Genomic DNA, 19294 nt, shown 5'->3' on the forward strand with positions numbered 1-19294 from the left:
CCCGAAATCGAAATTCGCCGCGCTCCGGCGCATTGCAATACTGAGAAACTTGGCGAATCGGTCCCAGTGGGTGTATAAATTAAACCTATCGCCTGTATATATCTGATTGACCCACAATGACCCTGACTGAACTGAAATACATCGTCGCGGTCGCGCGCGAGCGGCATTTCGGTCGCGCCGCCGAAGCCTGCTTCGTGAGCCAGCCGACCCTCTCGGTGGCGATCAAGAAGCTGGAAGACGAGCTGAACGTGCAGATTTTCGAGCGCGGCGCGAGTGAAGTGAGCGTGACCCCGATCGGCGACCAGATCGTCACGCAGGCGCAGCGCGTGCTCGAGCAGACCTTCGCGATCAAGGAGATCGCGAAGCAGGGCAAGGACCCGCTCGTCGGCCCGTTCCGGCTCGGCGTGATCTATACGATCGGGCCGTATCTGCTGCCGACGCTCGTCAAGCAGATGATCCAGCGTGTGCCGCAGATGCCTTTGATGCTGCAGGAGAACTACACGCTGAAGCTGCTCGAACTGCTGAAGCAGGGCGAGATCGACGCCGCGATCATGGCGCTGCCGTTTCCCGAAACCGGCCTGATGGTGCGGCCGCTGTACGACGAGCCGTTCGTCGTCGCATTGCCGGCCGGCCATCCGTGGGAGAAGCGCGACGAGATCGACGCCGAGGATCTCAAGCAGGAAACCATGCTGCTGCTCGGCAACGGCCACTGCTTCCGCGATCACGTGCTCGGCGTGTGCCCGGAACTGATGCGCTTCTCGCAAACAGCCGACGGCATCCAGAAGACCTTCGAGGGCTCGTCGCTCGAAACGATTCGCCATATGGTCGCGAGCGGGGTCGGCATCACGGTGCTGCCGCGGATGTCGGTCGCCGAGATCGGCCCGCGCGCGAACGGCCCCGACGCCGAACTGCTGTCGTACGTGCCGTTCAACGAACCGGTGCCCGATCGCCGCGTCGTGCTGGTGTGGCGCAAGAGCTTCACGCGGATGCCGGCGATCGACGCGATCAGCGACGCGATCGCCGCGTGCGACCTGCCGGGCGTCGCGAAGCTCGACATGCCGGCGACGATGAACTGAACGCACGGCGGCATACGTGACCGCATGATGAACGGGGCTTGCGACCCCGTTTATTTTTGCCTATCGCATAGATTATTTTTATTAAATTACAAAAGTCGATAGATATCGATACACTCTTCTACATGGATCGGCGTCGGCTCGCCAGCCCGATTCGCACCGTCAATGCAAGCGTCAAAGGAGGATGTCATGATGCGGTCGGTATTGCAGCACGCGCAACGGAACATCCCGTCGCGCGATGAAGTCCTGAATCGTGCGAGGGCGGCGACCCGCAGCCTGCGCCCGATTGCGTTCGCATACCTGGCGGATCGTGTCTACGGCGGATGAGTGCCGCCGCACGCCGCTCCGGTGCCCCAGATTCCCGTTTCATCCCCCGCAATGCTCCACGAACCGCGCCCGGCAAGTGGGGGCTTACGAGCAAATAAAGGAGAAAAGCATGTCGACCGAAGCGAAATGTCCGTTCAACCACACGGCGGCCGGCGGCACGTCGAACAAGGACTGGTGGCCGAACCAGCTGAACCTGAACATCCTGCACCGGCACTCGGCGCTGTCCGATCCGATGGACAAGGATTTCGACTACGCACAAGCATTCAAGAAGCTGGACCTCGCGGCGGTGAAGCGCGACCTGCAGGCGCTGATGACGACGTCGCAGGACTGGTGGCCGGCAGACTTCGGCCACTACGGCGGCCTGTTCGTCCGGATGGCCTGGCATAGCGCCGGCACGTACCGGATCGCCGACGGCCGCGGCGGCGCGGGCGGCGGGCAGCAGCGCTTCGCGCCGCTGAACAGCTGGCCGGACAACGCGAACCTCGACAAGGCGCGCCGGCTGCTGTGGCCGATCAAGCAGAAGTACGGCCGCAACATCTCGTGGGCCGACCTGCTGATCCTGACCGGCAACGTCGCGCTCGAATCGATGGGCTTCAAGACCTTCGGCTACGCGGGCGGCCGTGCCGACACGTGGGAACCGGACGACGTCTACTGGGGTTCGGAAAAGATCTGGCTGGAACTGAGCGGCGGCCCGAACAGCCGTTACTCGGGCGACCGTGATCTCGAGAACCCGCTCGCGGCCGTGCAGATGGGCCTCATCTACGTGAACCCGGAAGGCCCGGACGGCAACCCCGACCCGGTCGCGGCGGCACGCGACATCCGCGACACGTTCGCGCGGATGGCGATGAACGACGAAGAGACGGTCGCGCTGATCGCCGGCGGCCACACGTTCGGCAAGACGCACGGCGCGGGCCCCGCGACGGACGTCGGTGCGGAGCCGGAAGCGGCGGGCATCGAGCAGCAGGGTCTCGGCTGGAAGAGCGCGTATGCATCGGGCAAGGGCCACGATGCGATCACCAGCGGCCTCGAAGTCACGTGGACGTCGACGCCGACGAAGTGGAGCCACGACTTCTTCAAGCACCTGTTCAGCTACGAATGGGAACTGACGAAGAGCCCGGCCGGCGCGCACCAGTGGGTCGCGAAGGGCGCGGACGAAGTGATTCCGGATGCGTTCGACGCGTCGAAGAAGCATCGCCCGACGATGCTGACGACCGACCTGTCGCTGCGTTTCGATCCGGCCTACGAGAAGATCTCGCGCCGCTTCTACGAGAACCCGGCCGAGTTTGCCGACGCGTTCGCGCGCGCCTGGTTCAAGCTCACGCACCGCGACATGGGTCCGCGTGCGCGCTATCTCGGCCCGGAAGTGCCGGCCGAGGAACTGCTGTGGCAGGACCCGATCCCGGCCGTCGATCACCCGCTGATCGATGACGCGGACGTCGCGGCGCTGAAGGCGAAGGTGCTCGCGTCGGGCCTGTCGGTCGCGCAGCTCGTGTCGACCGCGTGGGCGTCGGCCTCGACGTTCCGGGGTTCCGACAAGCGCGGCGGCGCGAACGGTGCGCGCATCCGCCTGGCGCCGCAGAAGGACTGGGAAGTGAACCAGCCGGCCGCACTCGCCACGGTGCTCGAGACGCTCGAAGGCGTGCGCAAGGCGTTCAACGATGCGCAGACGGGCGGCAAGAAGGTGTCGCTCGCCGATCTGATCGTGCTGGCCGGTGCGGCCGGCGTCGAACAGGCCGCGAAGAACGCCGGTGTCGCGGTGACGGTGCCGTTTGCACCGGGCCGGATGGACGCGTCGCAGGAGCAGACGGACGTTGACGCGATGGCCGTGCTCGAGCCGGTTGCGGACGGTTTCCGCAACTACCTGAAGAGCGCGTACAAGACGCCGGCCGAGGCGCTGCTGGTCGACAAGGCCCAGCTGCTGACGCTGAACGGGCCGGAGCTGACGGTGCTCGTCGGCGGCCTGCGAGTGCTCGGCGCGAACGTCGGCGATGTGAAGCACGGCGTGTTCACCGATCGTCCGGGCACGCTGTCGAACGACTTCTTCGTGAACCTGCTCGACATGGGCACGGAGTGGAAGCCAGTGTCGGCCGCGAACGACGTGTTCGAAGGGCGCGATCGTGCGACGGGCCAGGTCAAGTGGACCGGCACGCGCGTCGACCTGATCTTCGGTTCGCACTCGCAGTTGCGCGCGCTGGCCGAGGTGTACGGCAGCGCGGACGCGAACGAGAAGTTCGTGCGCGATTTCGTCGCGGCCTGGGACAAGGTGATGAACCTCGACCGTTTCGACCTCGCGTGAACGTCGTGACGCGCTAGCGCAGTCACGTTGCAACGTGCAGCGGCCGGTCGCACGACCGGCCGTTTTTTCTTCCGATTCAAGGTCTTGTCGAAGGAGTGACGACCATGACGCAAATCGTGCTGAACATGCGCGCCGCCCTCGCGGCGCCCGAGCTGCGCACGCCGGGCGGGCTGGCGCGGCACATCGTCGGATTCGCGATCGTCGTCGGCGGTGCGGCCGAGCTGGTCGCGCAGGCGCTGCACGCGCTCGCGCCGCTCGTCTCGAGTGCCGGCGGCTGAGCGCAGCGATTCGCTCGCCGCGCTAGACTGGCACGTGGCGACGGACGCCGCGCGGCGGCATGCCGGTTGCTCGCCGCATTTTCGCCGGTTCAACATTTCGAATGAGGAGTCCCGAAGATGGCCAAGAAAGGTAACGCCACGCAGATCAACATCGGCATCAGCGACAAGGACCGCAAGAAAATCGCGGACGGCCTGTCGCGGCTGCTGGCCGATACGTTTTCGCTGTACCTGAAGACCCACAACTTCCACTGGAACGTCACGGGCCCGATGTTCAACACGCTGCACCTGATGTTCGAAGAGCAGTACAACGAACTGTGGCTCGCGGTCGACCAGGTCGCCGAGCGCATTCGCACGCTCGGCGTCGTCGCGCCGGGCACGTTCGGCGATTTCGCGAAGCTGTCGTCGGTGCCGGAGGCGAACGGCGTGCCGGCGGCCGAAGAGATGATCCGCCAGCTCGTCGAAGGGCACGAGACCGTCGTGCGCACCGCGCGCGAAATCTTCCCGATCGCCGACGCGGCGAGCGACGAACCGACCGCCGACCTGCTGACGCAGCGTCTGCAGACGCATGAAAAGACCGCGTGGATGCTGCGGTCGCTGCTCGCGTAAGTCCGGTGCGGCCGGTCGCGCGCCGCGCGGCCGGCGTGAGCGGGTGTCCGACGCCGAGCCGGGGCCGCGTCGCCCGCATCGGATCGAATTCCGGCGATAGCGCGGTACGCGCCTGCCACGCATCTGTCCCTTGATTGACGCGCGGACTGCCCGGCCCGCCTGCAGCGGGCCCGGGCGGCCGGCGCGCGGGTCGGGGCCCCCGTCGCGGGCCTGCCCGACATGACGTGACCCGCCGCTCGGCTCTAAAATGCCGGGGTTATCTTCCCGGTGCTTCGCCATGCTTGCCCGCTTCCCCCTGTATCTGCGGCTCGTCCGGATGGACAAGCCGATCGGCAGCCTGCTGCTGCTCTGGCCGACGCTCAACGCACTGTGGATCGCGTCGGATGGCCATCCGCGCTGGCCGCTGCTCGCGATCTTCGTGCTCGGCACGCTGCTGATGCGCTCGGCCGGCTGCGCGATGAACGACTATGCCGACCGCGATTTCGACCGTCACGTGAAGCGCACGGCCGACCGGCCGCTGACGTCCGGCAAGATCCGCGCATGGGAAGCCGTCGCGATCGCGGTGGTGCTGGCCTTCATCTCGTTCCTGCTGATCCAGCCGCTCAATACGCTGACGAAAGAGCTGTCGGTCGTCGCGCTGTTCGTCGCGGGCTCGTATCCGTTCATGAAGCGTTTCTTCGCGATTCCGCAGGCGTATCTCGGCATCGCGTTCGGCTTCGGCATCCCGATGGCGTTCGCGGCCGTGCAGGACACGGTGCCGATGCTCGCGTGGGTGATGCTGATCGCGAACATCTTCTGGTCGGTCGCGTACGACACCGAATACGCGATGGTCGACCGCGACGACGACATCAAGATCGGCATTCGCACGTCCGCGCTGACGTTCGGCCGCTTCGACGTCGCGGCCGTCATGCTCTGCTATGCGGCGACGCTCGGCATCTATGTGTGGATCGGCGTGACGCTCGGCTTCGGCCTCGCGTACTGGGCCGGCTGGGCCGCGGCCGTTGGTTGCGCGCTGTATCACTACACGCTGATCAAGGACCGCGAGCGGATGCCGTGCTTCGCGGCGTTCCGGCACAACAACTGGCTCGGCGGCGTGCTGTTCGCGGGGATCGCCGCGCACTACCTGCTGGCGGGCACGGCAGGCAACTGAAGCGGTCGCGCCCGGCGCGCGATGCCAACAAAAAAGCGGCCGAGGCCGCTTTTTTGTTGCCGGTGCCGGAAGCCCGGCGCAGCGTGCCGCGCTTACGCGCGGCCGAGCTCGTCACCCATTTCCTTCGCGCGTGCCTCGGCGGCCAGCGCGCCGCGCACGATCGCTTCCTTCACGCCCTGCGCGTCGAACGACGCGAGCGCGGCGGCCGTCGTGCCGCCCTTCGACGTCACGCGCTCGCGCAGCACGCTCGCCGGTTCGCCCGATTGCGCGGCGAGCTGCGCGGCACCCGCGAACGTCGCGACCGCGAGCGCGCGGCCCTGTTCGTCGTTCATGCCGAGGCGGCGCGCGGCTTCCTGCAGCGCTTCGATGAAATAGAACACGTAGGCCGGGCCGCTGCCCGAGATCGCGGTGACGGCATCGAGCTGCGCTTCGTCGTCGAACCAGACGATCTCGCCGACCGCGCCGAGCACGTTCGACGCGAGCTCGCGACCGGCCGCGTCGACGCCCGGCAGCGCGGCGAGGCCCGTCACGCCCATGCCGACCAGCGCGGGCGTGTTCGGCATCGTGCGCACGACGCGCGCGTAGTCGCCGAGCCAGCGGGCGAGGTCGGTGCCGCGGATGCCGGCCGCGATGCTGATCACGAGTTGCGACTTCAGATGCGGGGCGAGCGCCTGCGCGACGTCCTTCAGTACCTGCGGTTTCACCGCCAGCACGATCGCGTCGTAGCCGGCGAGCGTCCCGTCGACGGCCGCGCCGGTGCGGATGCCGAATTGCTGCGCGGCGCGCGCGCGGACGTCCTCGTTGACGTCGATGGCATACAGGCCGTCAGCGGCGACGCCGCGCTTGATCAGGCCGCCGATCAGGGCCGCGGCCATGTTGCCGCCGCCGATGAATGCGATTTTCATGATGTCGATTGAGCAGAAGAGTGAACGGAAAGGCGGAACAGGGGAGGCGCTCAGTGCGAATAGTCGCGTGCGCCGAACAGCGCGGTGCCGACGCGCACGATCGTCGCGCCTTCGAGCACTGCGGCCTCGAGATCGGCGGACATGCCCATCGACAATGTGTCGAGCGGCAGGCCGTCGGCGCGCAGCGTATCGAACAGCGCACGCAGCGCACGATGCGGCGCGCGCTGCGCGTCGGTATCGCCGGCCGGTTCGGGAATCGCCATCAGGCCGCGCAGGCGCAGCGTCGGCAGCGCGGTGACCGCGCGCGCGACCTCGGCCACGTCGGCCGGCGCGACGCCGCTCTTGGACGCCTCGCCGCTGATGTTCACCTGCACGCACACGTTGAGCGGCGGCAGGTGCGCGGGGCGCTGTTCGGCGAGGCGCTGCGCGATCTTCAGCCGGTCGACCGAATGGACCCAGTCGAACCGCTCGGCCACCGGGCGCGTCTTGTTCGATTGCAGCGGCCCGATGAAATGCCATTCGAGCCCGGTGCGCAGATCCGCGAGCGCGTCGATCTTGTCGATCGATTCCTGCACGTAGTTTTCGCCGAACGCGCGTTGTCCGGCCGCATGCGCGGCGCGCACGTCGTCGGCGGGAAACGTCTTCGACACGGCGAGCAGCGAGACGGTGGCGGGATCGCGGCCGGCCGCGCGGGCGGCGTCGGCGATGCGGCGGTGAACGGAGTCGAGACGGGCGGCGAAATCGGACATGACGGGCACGGAAGCAGGCACGAGAAGCGGATACCACTGCGGACGTAGCGGCGGATGCGGCACGGTGCGCGCCGCATCGATTCGCCCATTATACGGACGCGATGCCGTGCGCGACCGGCCGGGCCGGCGCCGCGCTAGCCGTACAGCAGATGCTCGACGAGCTGGATCCAGTGCGCGACCGGAATCTGCGTGCCGCTCTGCAGGTGCGCGATGCAGCCGACGTTGCCGGACACGATCATCTGCGGCTCGAGTGCCTGCAGCTTCAGCAGCTTCTGCTTGCGCAGCCGGTACGACAGCGACGGCTGCGTCAGCGAATAGGTGCCGGCCGACCCGCAGCACAGGTGGCTGTCGGCGACAGTCGCAGATCGAAGCCGAGCCGCCGCGAGGATGCTTTCGACCTTGCCGCGCGATTGCTGGCCGTGCTGCAGCGTGCATGGCGGGTGGTACGCGACGGTATGGATCGCGCGGCGTCGCGCGAGCGTCGCGATCTCGGCCTCGAACGCGAGCAGCACGTCGGAGATGTCGCGCGTCAGCGCGACGATGCGCTGCGCTCTTTCCGCATAGGCCGGATCGTCACGCAGCAGGTGCGCATATTCGAGCACCGTCGCGCCGCAGCCCGATGCGTTCATGACGATCGCTTCGGCACCTTGCTCGATATACGGCCACCACGCGTCGATGTTGCGGCGTGCGTCGGCGAGCGCTTCGTCGTGATAGTTCAGGTGCAGGCGGATCGCGCCGCAACAGCCCGCGTCGGGCGCGACGATCGTCTCGACGCCGAGTGCGTCGAGCACGCGCGCGGTCGCGATGTTGATGTTCGGCAGCATCGACGGCTGCACGCAGCCGCCGAGCATCAGCATCTTGCGCGGATGCGTGCGCTGCGGCCATTCGAGCAGCCGCTGGCGCGGCGGTACCTTGTCGCGCAGCCGTTTCGGCAACAGCGGCCGCACGTGCTGGCCGAGCCGCATGACCGGCGAGAACAGCGCCGCGTTCGGCACGAGGCTCGCGAGCAGGCGGCGCAGGATGCGCTGCTGCACCGGGCGCTGCGCATGCGTCTCGGCTTGCGTGCGGCCGATCTCGAGGAGCGTGTGGTAGTGCACGCCCGACGGGCAGGTCGTCTCGCAGCTGCGGCAGGTGAGGCAGCGATCGAGGTGCTGCTGCGTGCTGCGCGTGACGGGCGCGCCTTCGACCATCTGCTTGATCAGGTAGATGCGCCCGCGCGGGCCGTCGAGTTCGTCGCCGAGCAACTGGTAGGTCGGGCACGTCGCGGTGCAGAAGCCGCAATGCACGCACTTGCGCAGGATCGCGTCGGCCTCGTCGCCGTCGGGCGTGTTGCGGATGAAATCGGCGAGGTTCGTTTGCATTTAGGGTCTGTTTACCTATGGAACGCGCATGCGTTGCCGCGAGAACGGCCGCTCGCGAGGCGCGCGCCGCCGCGAATACTGAAGTATTCGCAAGGTGCGCAACGCGGCGAGCGGCCGTTCTCGCGGCAACCCCTAATTAAAAAATTCATTCCACGGGAATGCCCGAAATCGCCCGTATGGCGGCGTCGGTCGTCACTTGTTTGGCTCGGCCAAACGGCGCTCCTCACTTCTTGCCCTACGAGCGATTTCGGGCATTCGCATGTGCGTTCCATAGGTAAACAGACCCTAAAGCTCGGGGTAGAGCCGGCCGCGGTTGAAGATGCGTGCGGGATCGAACGCAGCCTTCAGCCCGCGGTGAATCTTCATCAGCGGCGCGGGCAGCGGCGTGAACACGCCCGCGCTGCGGTCGTACGAGTCACCCGCGCGGAACAGCGTCGCATGGCCGCCGGCCTGCTTCGCGCTCATGCGCACCGTCTGCGCATCGGCGTCGGTGATCCACCAGCGCTGCGCGCCGCCCCATTCCATCAGCTGGGTGCCGGGCAGGTGCATCGGCTCGGTGATCGACGGCAGCGCGAGGCGCCATAGCGCATAGCCGGGCGGGATGCCGTTGAAGAACGGATCGGCATGCTCGCGCAGGCCGGCCCAGAAGCGCTCGGCCTCGACCGCGTCGACGACTTCGCCGCCGAGCAGCGTCTTCGCCGATTTCACGGCGGCCTCGGCGCCCGACAGCCGCAGCACCAGCGTGCCGTTGCGCCACGCGCTCGCGCTGACGGGCAGCGGATGGCCGCCCCATTCGTTGAGCTTGCGCACCGCGTCGGTCGCGGTCATCTCGAACTTCAGCGTGACTTCGGCGACCGGCACCGGCAGCACCTTGATCGACAGCTCGAGCATCAGCCCGAGCGTGCCGAGCGAGCCGGCCATCAGCCGCGACACGTCGTAGCCGGCGACGTTCTTCACGACCTGGCCGCCGAAGCGCAGCAGCTCGCCGCGCCCGTTCATCAGCGTGACGCCGAGCACGAAATCGCGCGGCGCGCCGCAGGTCGCGCGGCGCGGGCCCGCGAGGCCGGCCGCGATACAGCCGCCGACGGTAGCCGTGCGGCCGAAGTGCGGCGGCTCGAACGGCAGCATCTGGCCGCACTCGGTGAGGGCGGTTTCAAGCTGCGCGAGCGGCGTGCCCGCGCGGACCGTGACGACGAGTTCGGCCGGGTCGTACGACACGATGCCCTGCAACGCGCGTGTGTCGAGTATTTCGCCGTCCAGCGCCTGGCCGTACCAGTCCTTGGTACCGCCGCCGCGAATCCGCAGCGGCCGGCCGTCGGCACTGGCGGCGCGGATGCGCTCGGCCCATCCGGTGACGATGTCGTCCTCTTCCATGTTCTATTGCCATCTCGTCTTGTTGTCCGGTCGATTGTACCGGGGTGGCGCGAATCCACATCGCGACTATCCCTAAGCCCCGTATCACGAACGCATGCAGGCGCCGCCGCGCGGATGGCCGCGCGCGGGCAGGGCGCTACGTCGCGACCCGCGCGTCGGCACGGGGCGCGCCGCCGCGCGTTGCTCAGAAGCGCGGCAGGTCGGGGTGCGGCAGCAGCCCGCCGCGCACGTGCTGGCGGCCGTATTCCGCGCAGCGCGCGCGGGTCGGAATGCCCTTGTCGGGATTGAGCAGCCCGGCCGGATCGAACGCACGCTTGACCGCGAAGAACGCGTCGCGCTCCTGCGGCGAGAACTGAACGCACATCGAATTGAGCTTTTCGATGCCGACGCCGTGCTCGCCCGTCACGCTGCCGCCGAATTCCACGCAGCATTCGAGGATTTCCGCGCCGAACTGCTCGGCGCGGTGCAGCTCGTCCGGATCGTTCGCGTTGTAGAGGATCAGCGGATGCATGTTGCCGTCGCCGGCATGGAACACGTTGATGCAACGCAATCCGTATTGCGTCTCGAGCTGCTCGATGCGCGCGAGCAGCGGGCCGATCGCGCGGCGCGGCACGGTGCCGTCCATGCAGTAATAATCGGGGGAAATGCGTCCGGCGGCCGGAAACGCGTTCTTGCGGCCCGACCAGTAGCGCAGGCGCTCGCTTTCGTTGCGCGACACCTGGATGCGCGTCGCGCCATGCTCGCGCAGCACGGCCGTCATGCGCACGACTTCCTCCGCGACTTCCTCCGGCGTGCCGTCCGATTCGCACAGCAGGATCGCCTTCGCGTCGAGGTCGTAGCCCGCGTGCGTGAACGCCTCGACGGCCTGGGTGGCCGGCTTGTCCATCATCTCGAGCCCGGCCGGGATGATGCCCGACGCGATGATCGCGGCGACCGCCTCGCCGCCCTTCACGACATCGTCGAAGCTCGCCATCACGAGCTGCGCGGTCTGCGGTTTCGGGATCAGCTTCAACGTGACCTCGGTGACGATCGCGAACATCCCTTCGCTGCCGATCATCACCGCGAGCAGGTCGAGGCCCGGCGTGTCGAGGCCGAGCGAGCCGAATTCGACGATCTCGCCCTCGATCGTGACCGCGCGCACGCGCATCACGTTGTGCACGGTCAGCCCGTATTTCAGGCAGTGGACGCCGCCGGAATTTTCCGCGACATTGCCGCCGATCGTGCACGCGATCTGCGACGAAGGATCGGGTGCGTAGTACAGCCCGTAAGGCGCGGCGGCTTCCGAAATCGCGAGGTTGCGCACGCCGGGCTGCACGGTGGCCGTGCGCGCGTACGGATCGACCTCGACGATGCGCGTGAAGCGCGCGAGCGACAGCACGACGCCGTTGCCGATCGGCAGCGCGCCGCCCGACAGGCTCGTGCCCGCGCCGCGCGGCACGATCGGCACTTCCATGCGGCGGCAGATCTGCACGATCCGCTGCACCTGCGATTCGGTTTCGGGCAGCGCGACCGCGAGGGGCAGCCGCCGGTACGCGGACAGGCCGTCGCATTCGTACGGCGCGGTGTCTTCGTCGCGGAACAGCAGGCAATGCGTGGGCAGCACGGCCATCAGCGCCTGCACGACTTCGCGCTGGCGCTGCGCGCGGGTCGCGCTCGACAGTTCGACGGAAGCGTTCATTGGGTCTCCTGCGGCCGCGCGGCGGCGCGCCGCCGTGTCAGCACGTGAAGATCTTGCCGGGATTCATCAGGTTGCGCGGATCGAGCGCGAGCTTGATCGCGCGCATCGCGTCGATCGCGTTGTCGCCGTGCTCCTTCGGCAGGAAGCGCATCTTGTGCAGCCCGACGCCGTGTTCGCCGGTGCAGGTGCCGCCAAGGCGCAGCGCGCGTTCGACGATCCGGTCGTTGATGCGCTCGGCTTCGTCGATTTCCTCGGGCTTGTCGGGATCGATCAGGATCGCGACGTGGAAATTGCCGTCGCCGACGTGGCCGACGATCGGGCAGGGCAGCGACGACGCACGCAGGTCGACTTCGGTCTCCTCGACGCACGCGGCGAGCTGCGAGATCGGCACGCACACGTCGGTCGTCACCGCGCGGCAGCCGGGTTTCAACTGCAGCATCGCGAAATACGCGTTGTGGCGCGCGGCCCAGAGCCGCGTGCGGTCCTCGGGGCGGGTCGCCCATTCGAAGCCCTGGCCATTGTTCTGGCCCGCGAGCGCCTGCACGAGCTCGGCTTGTTCCTTCACGCCCGCTTCGGTGCCGTGGAATTCGAAGAACAGCGTCGGCGCCTCGGCGAGCGTCAGGTTCGAGTGGCGGTTGATCGAGCGCACCGCGAGCGAGTCGACGAATTCGACGCGCGCGATCGGCACGCCGATCTGGATCGTCTCGATCACGGTGCGCACCGCGTCGCCCATCGACGGGAACGTGCAGATCGCGGCCGACACGGCTTCGGGCAGCGGATGCAGGCGCAGCGTGATTTCGGTGATCACGCCGAGCGTGCCTTCGGAGCCGACGAACAGGCGCGTGAGGTCGTAGCCGGCCGACGACTTGCGCGCGCGCGAGCCCGTCTTCACGACGCGGCCGTCGGCGAGCACGGCGCTCAGGCCGAGCACGTTCTCGCGCATCGTCCCGTAGCGCACGGCGTTGGTGCCCGACGCGCGGGTCGCGGTCATCCCGCCGATGCTGGCGTCGGCACCCGGATCGATCGGGAAGAACAGGCCGGTGTCGCGCAGCACTTCGTTGAGCGCCTTGCGCGTGATGCCCGGTTCGACCGTGACCGTCAGGTCTTCCGCGTTGATCGACAGCACGCGGTTCATTTCCGACAGGTCGAGCGATACGCCGCCGCGTACGGCGAGCAGATGGCCCTCGAGCGACGAGCCGGCGCCGTACGGAATCAGCGGTACGCTGTAGAGCGCGCACAGCGACACGACTTCGCGGACTTCATCCGCGCTGCGGGCGAACACGACGACGTCGGGGAGTTGCGGATCGAACGGCGATTCGTCGCGGCCGTGATGGGCGCGGACGGCCTCGGCGGTCGACACGCGCTCGCCGAAGGCGGCGCGCAGCGCATCGAGCATCGCGGGCGGGAGGGGGCGGCGCGTGGCGGCCGGCGTGTCGGGGTGATTCACTCGTGTCTCCTGACGGCTGCTTGTCGAACTTTCGGTTCATTCTACGCTGCAACGTCCGGTGCGGCCCTCGCCGCGGGCTGCGATAATCGCGTACCAACCCCACCTGGCCGCGCTGCGGCCGCGCACGAGAGGACATTCGCATGGGCCACCGCTTGAGCAAGATCGCCACGCGCACGGGTGACGACGGCACCACCGGCCTCGGCGACGGGCGCCGCGTCGGCAAGGACGACGTGCGCATCGCCGCGATCGGCGACGTCGACGAACTGAACTCGGCGCTCGGCGTGTTGCTCGCCGAGCCGCTTCCGGACGACGTCCGCACCGCGCTCGTCACGATCCAGCACGACCTGTTCGATCTGGGCGGCGAGCTGTGCATCCCCGGCCATGGGGTGCTCGACGACACGCATCTCGCGCGCCTCGACCGGTGGCTCGCCGACTACAACGCGACGCTGCCGCCGCTGAAGGAATTCATCCTGCCGGCCGGCTCGCGCGCGGCGTCGCTTGCGCACGTGTGCCGCACGGTGTGCCGCCGTGCAGAGCGCTCGATCGTCGCGCTCGGGCGCACCGACACGCTCAATGATGCGCCGCGGCGATACGTGAACCGGCTGTCGGATCTGCTGTTCGTGCTGGCGCGCGTGCTGAATCGCGCGGACGGCGGCTCGGACGTGCTGTGGGAGCGCGGGCGCGTGCGCTGACGCGCGGCAGGCATCGATTTCCGCACTGCGACAATTTGTCCGAGGGGCGCTTCGATTTTAAAGATGTATCGTATGTGCATGTTTAACGGAGAAGAACACACATGACCCACATCACCGCTGACCAGATGGCCCGTGTGAAGGCCACCGCCCCTGTCCTTGCCGAGCACGGCGCGACGATCACGAAGCACTTCTATCAGCGCATGTTCGCGCGTCATCCGGAACTGAAGAACCTGTTCAACCAGACGCACCAGAAGACCGGCAGCCAGCCGGAAACGCTCGCGAAGGCGGTCTACGCGTATGCCGCGAACATCGACAACCTCGGTGCGCTGGGCGGCGCGGTGTCGCGCATCTCGCACAAGCACGCGAGCCTCAATATCCGTCCGGAGCATTACCCGATCGTCGGCGAGAACCTGCTCGCGTCGATCGTCGAAGTGCTCGGCGACGCGGTCGACGCGGAAACGCTCGAAGCCTGGCGCGTCGCGTACGGCCAGCTCGCGCAGATCATGATCGGCGCCGAGGCCGACCTGTACGCGAACGCCGCATGGAGCGGCTTCCGCCCGTTCAAGGTCGCCCGCAAGGTGCGCGAAAGCGACGAGATCACGTCGTTCTACCTGACCCCCGCCGACGGCGGCGACGCGCCGAAGTTCGAGCCGGGCCAGTACATCTCGGTGAAGCGCTTCGTCGGCGACCTGGGTGTCGACCAGCCGCGCCAGTACAGCCTGTCCGATGCGCCCAACGGCAAGTGGCTGCGCATTTCGGTGAAGCGCGAGGCAGGCAGGGCGGAAGCGATCCCGGCCGGCAAGGTGTCGACGCTGATGCACGACGGCGTGGAAGAGGGCGCGATCATCGAAGTGACCGCGCCGATGGGCGACTTCTCGCTGAAGCGCGATGTCGAGACGCCGGTCGTGCTGATCTCGGGCGGTGTCGGCATCACGCCGATGATGTCGATGGCGTCGACGCTGATCGCCGAAGGCAGCAAGCGTGAGGTACGGTTCGTCCACGCATGCCGTTCGGGCGCGGTGCACGCGTTCCGCGACTGGCTGAACGACGCGGCGCGCGAGCACGCGAACGTGAAGCGCACGGTGCTGTACGAGCTGGTCGGCCCGAACGACCGTGCCGGTGTCGATCACGACCTCGAAGGGCGCCTGACGCCGGAACGCGTGAAGCAGCATGCGCTCGTGCCGGATGCCGACTACTACATCTGCGGCCCGATCGCGTTCATGAAGGCGCAACGCGATGCGCTCGTCGCGCTGGGCGTCGCGCCGGAGCGTGTGAACACCGAGATCTTCGGCTCGGGCGCGCTCGAGTAAGGATCTGCGGTCGGTTCCGGCCAAGGCAATGAAAAACCCGGCGCGAGCCGGGTTTTTTCATGGGCGCAGGCCGCAGGCCGCGGGCGGTACGCGCCGCACCGGGGCCTGCAGGCGCTCAGTTCCCGCTGCCGCGCGCGACGCGGCGTGCCTTCACCGATTCCGCGAGGCCTTCGAGCACCTTCACGCTGTCGTCCCACGCGATGCACGCATCGGTGATGCTCTGGCCGTAGGTCAGCGGGCAGCCTTCCTTCAGGTCCTGACGCCCCTCGACGAGATGCGACTCGATCATCACGCCGACGATGCGCTCGTCGCCGGCCGCGACCTGGCGGCCGATGTCCGCGCACACGGGAATCTGGTTCTCGTGCTTCTTCGAGCTGTTCGCGTGGCTCGCGTCGATCATCAGGCGCGCGGCGAGGCCGGCCTTGCCGATGTCCGCGCACGCGGCGTTCACGCTGTCCGCGTCGTAGTTCGGCGTCTTGCCGCCGCGCAGGATCACGTGGCAGTCCTCGTTGCCGGCCGTCGACACGATCGCCGAATGGCCGCCCTTGGTCACCGACAGGAAATGGTGCGGCTGCGACGCGGCCTTGATCGCATCGACCGCGATCTTCACGTTGCCGTCGGTGCCGTTCTTGAAGCCGACCGGGCACGACAGCCCCGACGCCAGCTCGCGGTGCACCTGCGACTCGGTCGTGCGCGCGCCGATCGCGCCCCACGAGATCAGGTCGGCGATGTACTGCGGGCTGATCATGTCGAGGTATTCGGTCGCCGCCGGCAGCCCCATCTCGTTGATCTGCAGCAGCAGCTCACGCGCGGTGCGCAGCCCTTCGTTGATCTTGAAGCTGTTGTCCAGGTGCGGATCATTGATGAGCCCCTTCCAGCCGACCGTCGTGCGCGGCTTCTCGAAGTACACGCGCATCACGATTTCCAGCTCGCCCTTGAAGCGCTCGCGCTCCTTCACGAGCCGCCCCGCGTACTCGATCGCCGCCTTCGTATCGTGGATCGAGCACGGCCCGATCACGACGATCAGCCGGTCGTCCATCCCGTGCAGGATGCGGTGCATCGACTGGCGCGAGTGGTAGATCAGCTCGGACGCGGCCTCGGAGCACGCGAATTCGCGGATCAGGTGGGCGGGCGGCGTCAGTTCCTTGAGTTCGCGAATGCGGACGTCGTCGGTATTGTGCGGGGGCATGCTGTTTTCTCCTGTGTCGACCGGCTCGAGTGCTTCGGCACTTGCTCCGGCCCCATGCAAAGCTGTTGAGGGCGCCGCCCAATGACTACGCGTGCGGCAAATTCATCGATTCAGACAATTCAGTGGTGTCGACCGCGGCCGCGGGACCGCTGCGGCGGCGACCGGCTGGCGAAGGGCGAAAAAAAACCGCCGGGTTCGCCGGCGGTTTTTCGGGAATTTCGGTTGCGCTTCACGCGCCATCAACCCTCTCGATCCGCCAGCGGTCTGAGATGCCAAAAAAAGTAAAAATAAAACTTGGCGGACATGACGGAGATTCGGTTCGTCAAAAAAGTTGATTCGGAATTTATACCGTGTCGCCGTGCGGCTGGCAAGCCGGGGCGTCAAAAAATGCGGACAATCCGCGCGTTTTTGTCAAAATGCGCGGATTGTCTGCGTCGCGATGCGGTTATGCCGTACCGCCGACCGTCATCTTGTCGATCCGCAGGGTCGGCTGGCCGACGCCGACCGGCACGCTCTGGCCTTCCTTGCCGCATACGCCGACGCCCGAGTCGAGCGACATGTCGTTGCCGATCATGCTCACGTACTTCAGCGATTCCGGGCCGCTGCCGATCAGCGTCGCGCCCTTCACCGGGTAGGTGACCTTGCCGTTCTCGATCATGTACGCCTCGGACGCCGAGAACACGAACTTGCCGTTCGTGATGTCGACCTGGCCGCCGCCGAAGTTCACCGCGTACAGGCCGTTCTTCACCGACGCGATGATTTCCTGCGGATCCTTGTCGCCGTTGAGCATGTACGTGTTGGTCATGCGCGGCATCGGCAGCGCCGCGTACGATTCGCGCCGCGCGTTGCCGGTGACGGGCATCTTCATCAGGCGCGCGTTCAGCGTGTCCTGGATGTAGCCCTTCAGGATGCCGTCCTCGATCAGCGTCGTGCACTGCGTCGGGTTGCCTTCGTCGTCGATGTTCAGCGAGCCGCGGCGGTTCGGCAGCGTGCCGTCGTCGACCACCGTCACGCCCTTCGCGGCGACCTGCTCGCCGATGCGGCCGGCGAACGCGGACGAACCCTTGCGGTTGAAGTCGCCCTCGAGACCGTGGCCGATCGCCTCGTGCAAAAGCACGCCCGGCCAGCCCGGCCCGAGCACGACCGTCATCGCGCCGGCCGGCGCGGGGCGGGCGTCGAGGTTCACCAACGCTGCGTGCACGGCGTCGTCGACGTAGCGCGACAGCACGTCGTCGGTGAAGTACGCGTAGTCGAAGCGGCCGCCGCCGCCGCCGGAGCCGATCTCGCGGCGGCCGTTCTGCTCGGCGATCACCGTGACCGACACGCGCACGAGCGGGCGGATGTCGGCCGCGAGCGCGCCGTCGCTGCGCGCGACCAGCACGACATCGTATTCGCCGGCGAGGCCCGCCATCACCTGCGTGACGCGCGGGTCGCGCCCGCGCGCCATCTGCTCGATGCGCTCGAGCAGCTTGACCTTGGCGGTCGCGTCGAGCGACGCGAGCGGATCGGACGGCAGGTACAGGTCGCGGCCCGAGATGCCCGTGAGCGACGTCGCGGCCCGGATCTTCTGGCGGCCGCCGCCGGCCGCCGCGATCGCCTTGGTGGCCGCGGCCGCCTGCGCGATGGCTTCCGGCGACAGGTCGTCCGAGTAAGCGAACGCGGTGCGGTCGCCCGCGACCGCGCGCACGCCGACGCCCTGGTCGATGCTGAAGCTGCCCGACTTCACGATGCCTTCCTCGAGGCTCCACGCTTCGCTGCGGGTCGCCTGGAAGTACAGGTCCGCGTAGTCGACGCGATGCGTGAAGATGTCGGCGATCGTGCGCGTGAGCAGGCTCTCGTCGAGGCCGTACGGCGTGAGGAGGATGTCCTTCGCCAGCGCAAGATTGCGGATGCCGGGTTCGATGATGTTCATGCGGGTATCGAGGGTTCTCAAAAAGTTGTCGGGTGCGTTCTGGGCAGATGGGTTGGCCGGGCGGCGTTTCAAGCGCCGGGGCGGTTCAGCGGGTCACGCCAGCACGCGATGTCGCCACGCGGGCAGGCTCTGGCGCACGTCGGCGATACGCTGCGGATCGAGCGCGCCGGTCACGACGCTCGCGCCTTCGTCGCGGACCGCGACGACCTCGCCCCACGGGTCGACCAGCATGCTGTGGCCCCAGGTGCGCCGGCCGTTCTCGTGCTTGCCGCCCTGCGCGGCCGCGAGCACGTAGCACTGGTTCTCGACGGCCCGCGCGCGCAGCAGCATTTCCCAGTGCGCGCGACCCGTCGTATACGTAAACGCCGACGGCACGACGATCAGCGCGCAGTCGCCCATCCTGCGATACAGCTCCGGAAAGCGCAGATCGTAACAGACCGACAGGCCGACCCGCCCGAACGGCGCGTCGAATGTGACGACCGTCTCGCCCGCGCGGATCGTGCGCGCCTCGTCGAACGATTCGTCGCCTTTCTCGAAGTTGAACAGGTGGATCTTGTCGTAGCGGGCCGCCTCGTGGCCGCTCGGATCGAACACGAGCGTCGTGTTCAGCACGCGATCGGGTTCGGGCGCCTTCAGCGGCAGCGTGCCGCCGATCACCCAGATGCCGTGACGCTGCGCGGCCTGCGCGAGAAACTGCTGGATCGGACCGTCGCGGTAGGGTTCGGCGAGCGCGAGCTTGTCGGTGTCGCGGTGGCCCATGAAGCAGAAATACTCGGGCAGCAGCACGAGTTGGGCGCCGTCGCCGGCCGCTTCCGCGATCAGGCGGCCGGCTTCGGCGAGATTGCGCGCGACGTCCGGCGTGCTCACCATCTGCAGCGCGGCGACCCGAAAGGGCGTGGCGGAACGGGTGTGATCGGTCATCGCTGGATCGATTGCGTCATAAATAG

General features: G+C 67.6%; 16 protein-coding genes. 7 read left to right on the top strand and 9 right to left on the bottom strand.

The window, feature by feature from the left end; genetic code table 11:
• The first annotated feature begins 116 nt into the window (after positions 1–116).
• The 5 genes from ACP26O_RS03295 (at position 117) to ubiA (ending at position 5730) form a co-directional block, all read left to right on the top strand.
• Positions 117–1076, top strand: a complete 960-nt coding sequence (locus ACP26O_RS03295) for a LysR substrate-binding domain-containing protein (RefSeq protein ID WP_012363132.1) — start codon at positions 117–119, stop codon at positions 1074–1076.
• Between the two features lie 433 nt (positions 1077–1509).
• A complete protein-coding gene (katG, locus tag ACP26O_RS03300; RefSeq protein ID WP_175665291.1) occupies positions 1510–3696 on the top strand; it encodes a catalase/peroxidase HPI in 2187 nt (728 codons plus the stop codon).
• A 104-nt stretch (positions 3697–3800) separates the two neighbouring features.
• Positions 3801–3974 (top strand): hypothetical protein, encoded by a 174-nt coding sequence (locus tag ACP26O_RS03305; protein WP_175665290.1) that lies wholly within the window; start codon positions 3801–3803, stop codon positions 3972–3974.
• A gap of 117 nt (positions 3975–4091) precedes the next feature.
• Positions 4092–4580 carry a non-specific DNA-binding protein DpsA gene (dpsA, locus tag ACP26O_RS03310; RefSeq protein WP_011656014.1) on the top strand — a complete coding sequence of 163 codons (489 nt, stop codon included), beginning with the start codon at positions 4092–4094 and terminating at the stop codon, positions 4578–4580.
• Positions 4581–4857: 277 nt separating this feature from the next.
• Positions 4858–5730, top strand: coding sequence for a 4-hydroxybenzoate octaprenyltransferase (ubiA, locus tag ACP26O_RS03315; protein WP_011656015.1), 873 nt, complete (start codon positions 4858–4860; stop codon positions 5728–5730).
• A 92-nt stretch (positions 5731–5822) separates the two neighbouring features.
• Here ubiA and proC read toward each other — a convergent pair whose 3' ends face one another.
• The 6 genes from proC to ACP26O_RS03345 all read right to left on the bottom strand — a co-directional run bounded on the left by proC (position 5823) and on the right by ACP26O_RS03345 (position 13244).
• Complete coding sequence (gene proC, locus ACP26O_RS03320; RefSeq protein WP_175665289.1) at positions 5823–6635, bottom strand: pyrroline-5-carboxylate reductase; 813 nt, start codon at positions 6633–6635, stop codon at positions 5823–5825.
• 50 nt (positions 6636–6685) lie between these two features.
• Positions 6686–7384: a YggS family pyridoxal phosphate-dependent enzyme gene (locus tag ACP26O_RS03325; RefSeq protein WP_175665288.1), complete on the bottom strand. Its 699-nt coding sequence runs from the start codon at positions 7382–7384 to the stop codon at positions 6686–6688.
• A 134-nt stretch (positions 7385–7518) separates the two neighbouring features.
• Complete coding sequence (gene glcF, locus ACP26O_RS03330; protein WP_426356291.1) at positions 7519–8745, bottom strand: glycolate oxidase subunit GlcF; 1227 nt, start codon at positions 8743–8745, stop codon at positions 7519–7521.
• Between the two features lie 285 nt (positions 8746–9030).
• Positions 9031–10119 carry a glycolate oxidase subunit GlcE gene (glcE, locus tag ACP26O_RS03335; protein WP_175665286.1) on the bottom strand — a complete coding sequence of 363 codons (1089 nt, stop codon included), beginning with the start codon at positions 10117–10119 and terminating at the stop codon, positions 9031–9033.
• 184 nt (positions 10120–10303) lie between these two features.
• On the bottom strand, positions 10304–11797 hold the full coding sequence (locus tag ACP26O_RS03340; protein WP_011656020.1) for an FAD-linked oxidase C-terminal domain-containing protein: 1494 nt from the start codon (positions 11795–11797) through the stop codon (positions 10304–10306).
• A 37-nt stretch (positions 11798–11834) separates the two neighbouring features.
• The gene (locus tag ACP26O_RS03345) at positions 11835–13244 is read right to left on the bottom strand and encodes an FAD-binding oxidoreductase (protein WP_175665285.1); all 1410 of its coding nucleotides are present in this window, start codon (positions 13242–13244) and stop codon (positions 11835–11837) included.
• A 140-nt stretch (positions 13245–13384) separates the two neighbouring features.
• On the opposite strand from ACP26O_RS03345, the gene ACP26O_RS03350 reads away from it, so the two are divergent.
• Both ACP26O_RS03350 and hmpA read left to right on the top strand, forming a co-directional pair.
• Complete coding sequence (locus tag ACP26O_RS03350; RefSeq protein WP_126227190.1) at positions 13385–13936, top strand: cob(I)yrinic acid a,c-diamide adenosyltransferase; 552 nt, start codon at positions 13385–13387, stop codon at positions 13934–13936.
• A gap of 101 nt (positions 13937–14037) precedes the next feature.
• The gene (gene hmpA / locus ACP26O_RS03355) at positions 14038–15246 is read left to right on the top strand and encodes an NO-inducible flavohemoprotein (protein ID WP_175665284.1); all 1209 of its coding nucleotides are present in this window, start codon (positions 14038–14040) and stop codon (positions 15244–15246) included.
• A gap of 115 nt (positions 15247–15361) precedes the next feature.
• On the opposite strand, the gene aroG is transcribed toward hmpA, so the two are convergent.
• The 3 genes from aroG to ACP26O_RS03370 form a co-directional block, all read right to left on the bottom strand.
• Entirely contained in the window at positions 15362–16435 is a 1074-nt protein-coding gene (gene aroG / locus ACP26O_RS03360; RefSeq protein WP_006752725.1) for a 3-deoxy-7-phosphoheptulonate synthase AroG, read from the bottom strand.
• Between the two features lie 445 nt (positions 16436–16880).
• Complete coding sequence (gene tldD, locus ACP26O_RS03365) at positions 16881–18347, bottom strand: metalloprotease TldD (RefSeq protein ID WP_012363145.1); 1467 nt, start codon at positions 18345–18347, stop codon at positions 16881–16883.
• A gap of 93 nt (positions 18348–18440) precedes the next feature.
• Complete coding sequence (locus tag ACP26O_RS03370) at positions 18441–19268, bottom strand: carbon-nitrogen hydrolase family protein (RefSeq protein ID WP_175665283.1); 828 nt, start codon at positions 19266–19268, stop codon at positions 18441–18443.
• Positions 19269–19294: the final 26 nt, after the last annotated feature.

Source organism: Burkholderia sp. R-40, from assembly GCF_049942845.1.
Lineage (GTDB): Bacteria > Pseudomonadota > Gammaproteobacteria > Burkholderiales > Burkholderiaceae > Burkholderia > Burkholderia ambifaria.

Bases quoted from the DNA above. Each gene is read 5' to 3' on its own strand.
- ACP26O_RS03295 (WP_012363132.1), top strand. From the start codon at position 117: ATGACCCTGACTGAACTGAAATACATCGTCGCGGTCGCGCGCGAGCGG.
- katG (WP_175665291.1), top strand. From the start codon at position 1,510: ATGTCGACCGAAGCGAAATGTCCGTTCAACCACACGGCGGCCGGCGGC.
- ACP26O_RS03305 (WP_175665290.1), top strand. From the start codon at position 3,801: ATGACGCAAATCGTGCTGAACATGCGCGCCGCCCTCGCGGCGCCCGAG.
- dpsA (WP_011656014.1), top strand. From the start codon at position 4,092: ATGGCCAAGAAAGGTAACGCCACGCAGATCAACATCGGCATCAGCGAC.
- ubiA (WP_011656015.1), top strand. From the start codon at position 4,858: ATGCTTGCCCGCTTCCCCCTGTATCTGCGGCTCGTCCGGATGGACAAG.
- proC (WP_175665289.1), bottom strand. From the start codon at position 6,635: ATGAAAATCGCATTCATCGGCGGCGGCAACATGGCCGCGGCCCTGATC.
- ACP26O_RS03325 (WP_175665288.1), bottom strand. From the start codon at position 7,384: ATGTCCGATTTCGCCGCCCGTCTCGACTCCGTTCACCGCCGCATCGCC.
- glcF (WP_426356291.1), bottom strand. From the start codon at position 8,745: ATGCAAACGAACCTCGCCGATTTCATCCGCAACACGCCCGACGGCGAC.
- glcE (WP_175665286.1), bottom strand. From the start codon at position 10,119: ATGGAAGAGGACGACATCGTCACCGGATGGGCCGAGCGCATCCGCGCC.
- ACP26O_RS03340 (WP_011656020.1), bottom strand. From the start codon at position 11,797: ATGAACGCTTCCGTCGAACTGTCGAGCGCGACCCGCGCGCAGCGCCAG.
- ACP26O_RS03350 (WP_126227190.1), top strand. From the start codon at position 13,385: ATGGGCCACCGCTTGAGCAAGATCGCCACGCGCACGGGTGACGACGGC.
- hmpA (WP_175665284.1), top strand. From the start codon at position 14,038: ATGACCCACATCACCGCTGACCAGATGGCCCGTGTGAAGGCCACCGCC.
- aroG (WP_006752725.1), bottom strand. From the start codon at position 16,435: ATGCCCCCGCACAATACCGACGACGTCCGCATTCGCGAACTCAAGGAA.
- tldD (WP_012363145.1), bottom strand. From the start codon at position 18,347: ATGAACATCATCGAACCCGGCATCCGCAATCTTGCGCTGGCGAAGGAC.
- ACP26O_RS03370 (WP_175665283.1), bottom strand. From the start codon at position 19,268: ATGACCGATCACACCCGTTCCGCCACGCCCTTTCGGGTCGCCGCGCTG.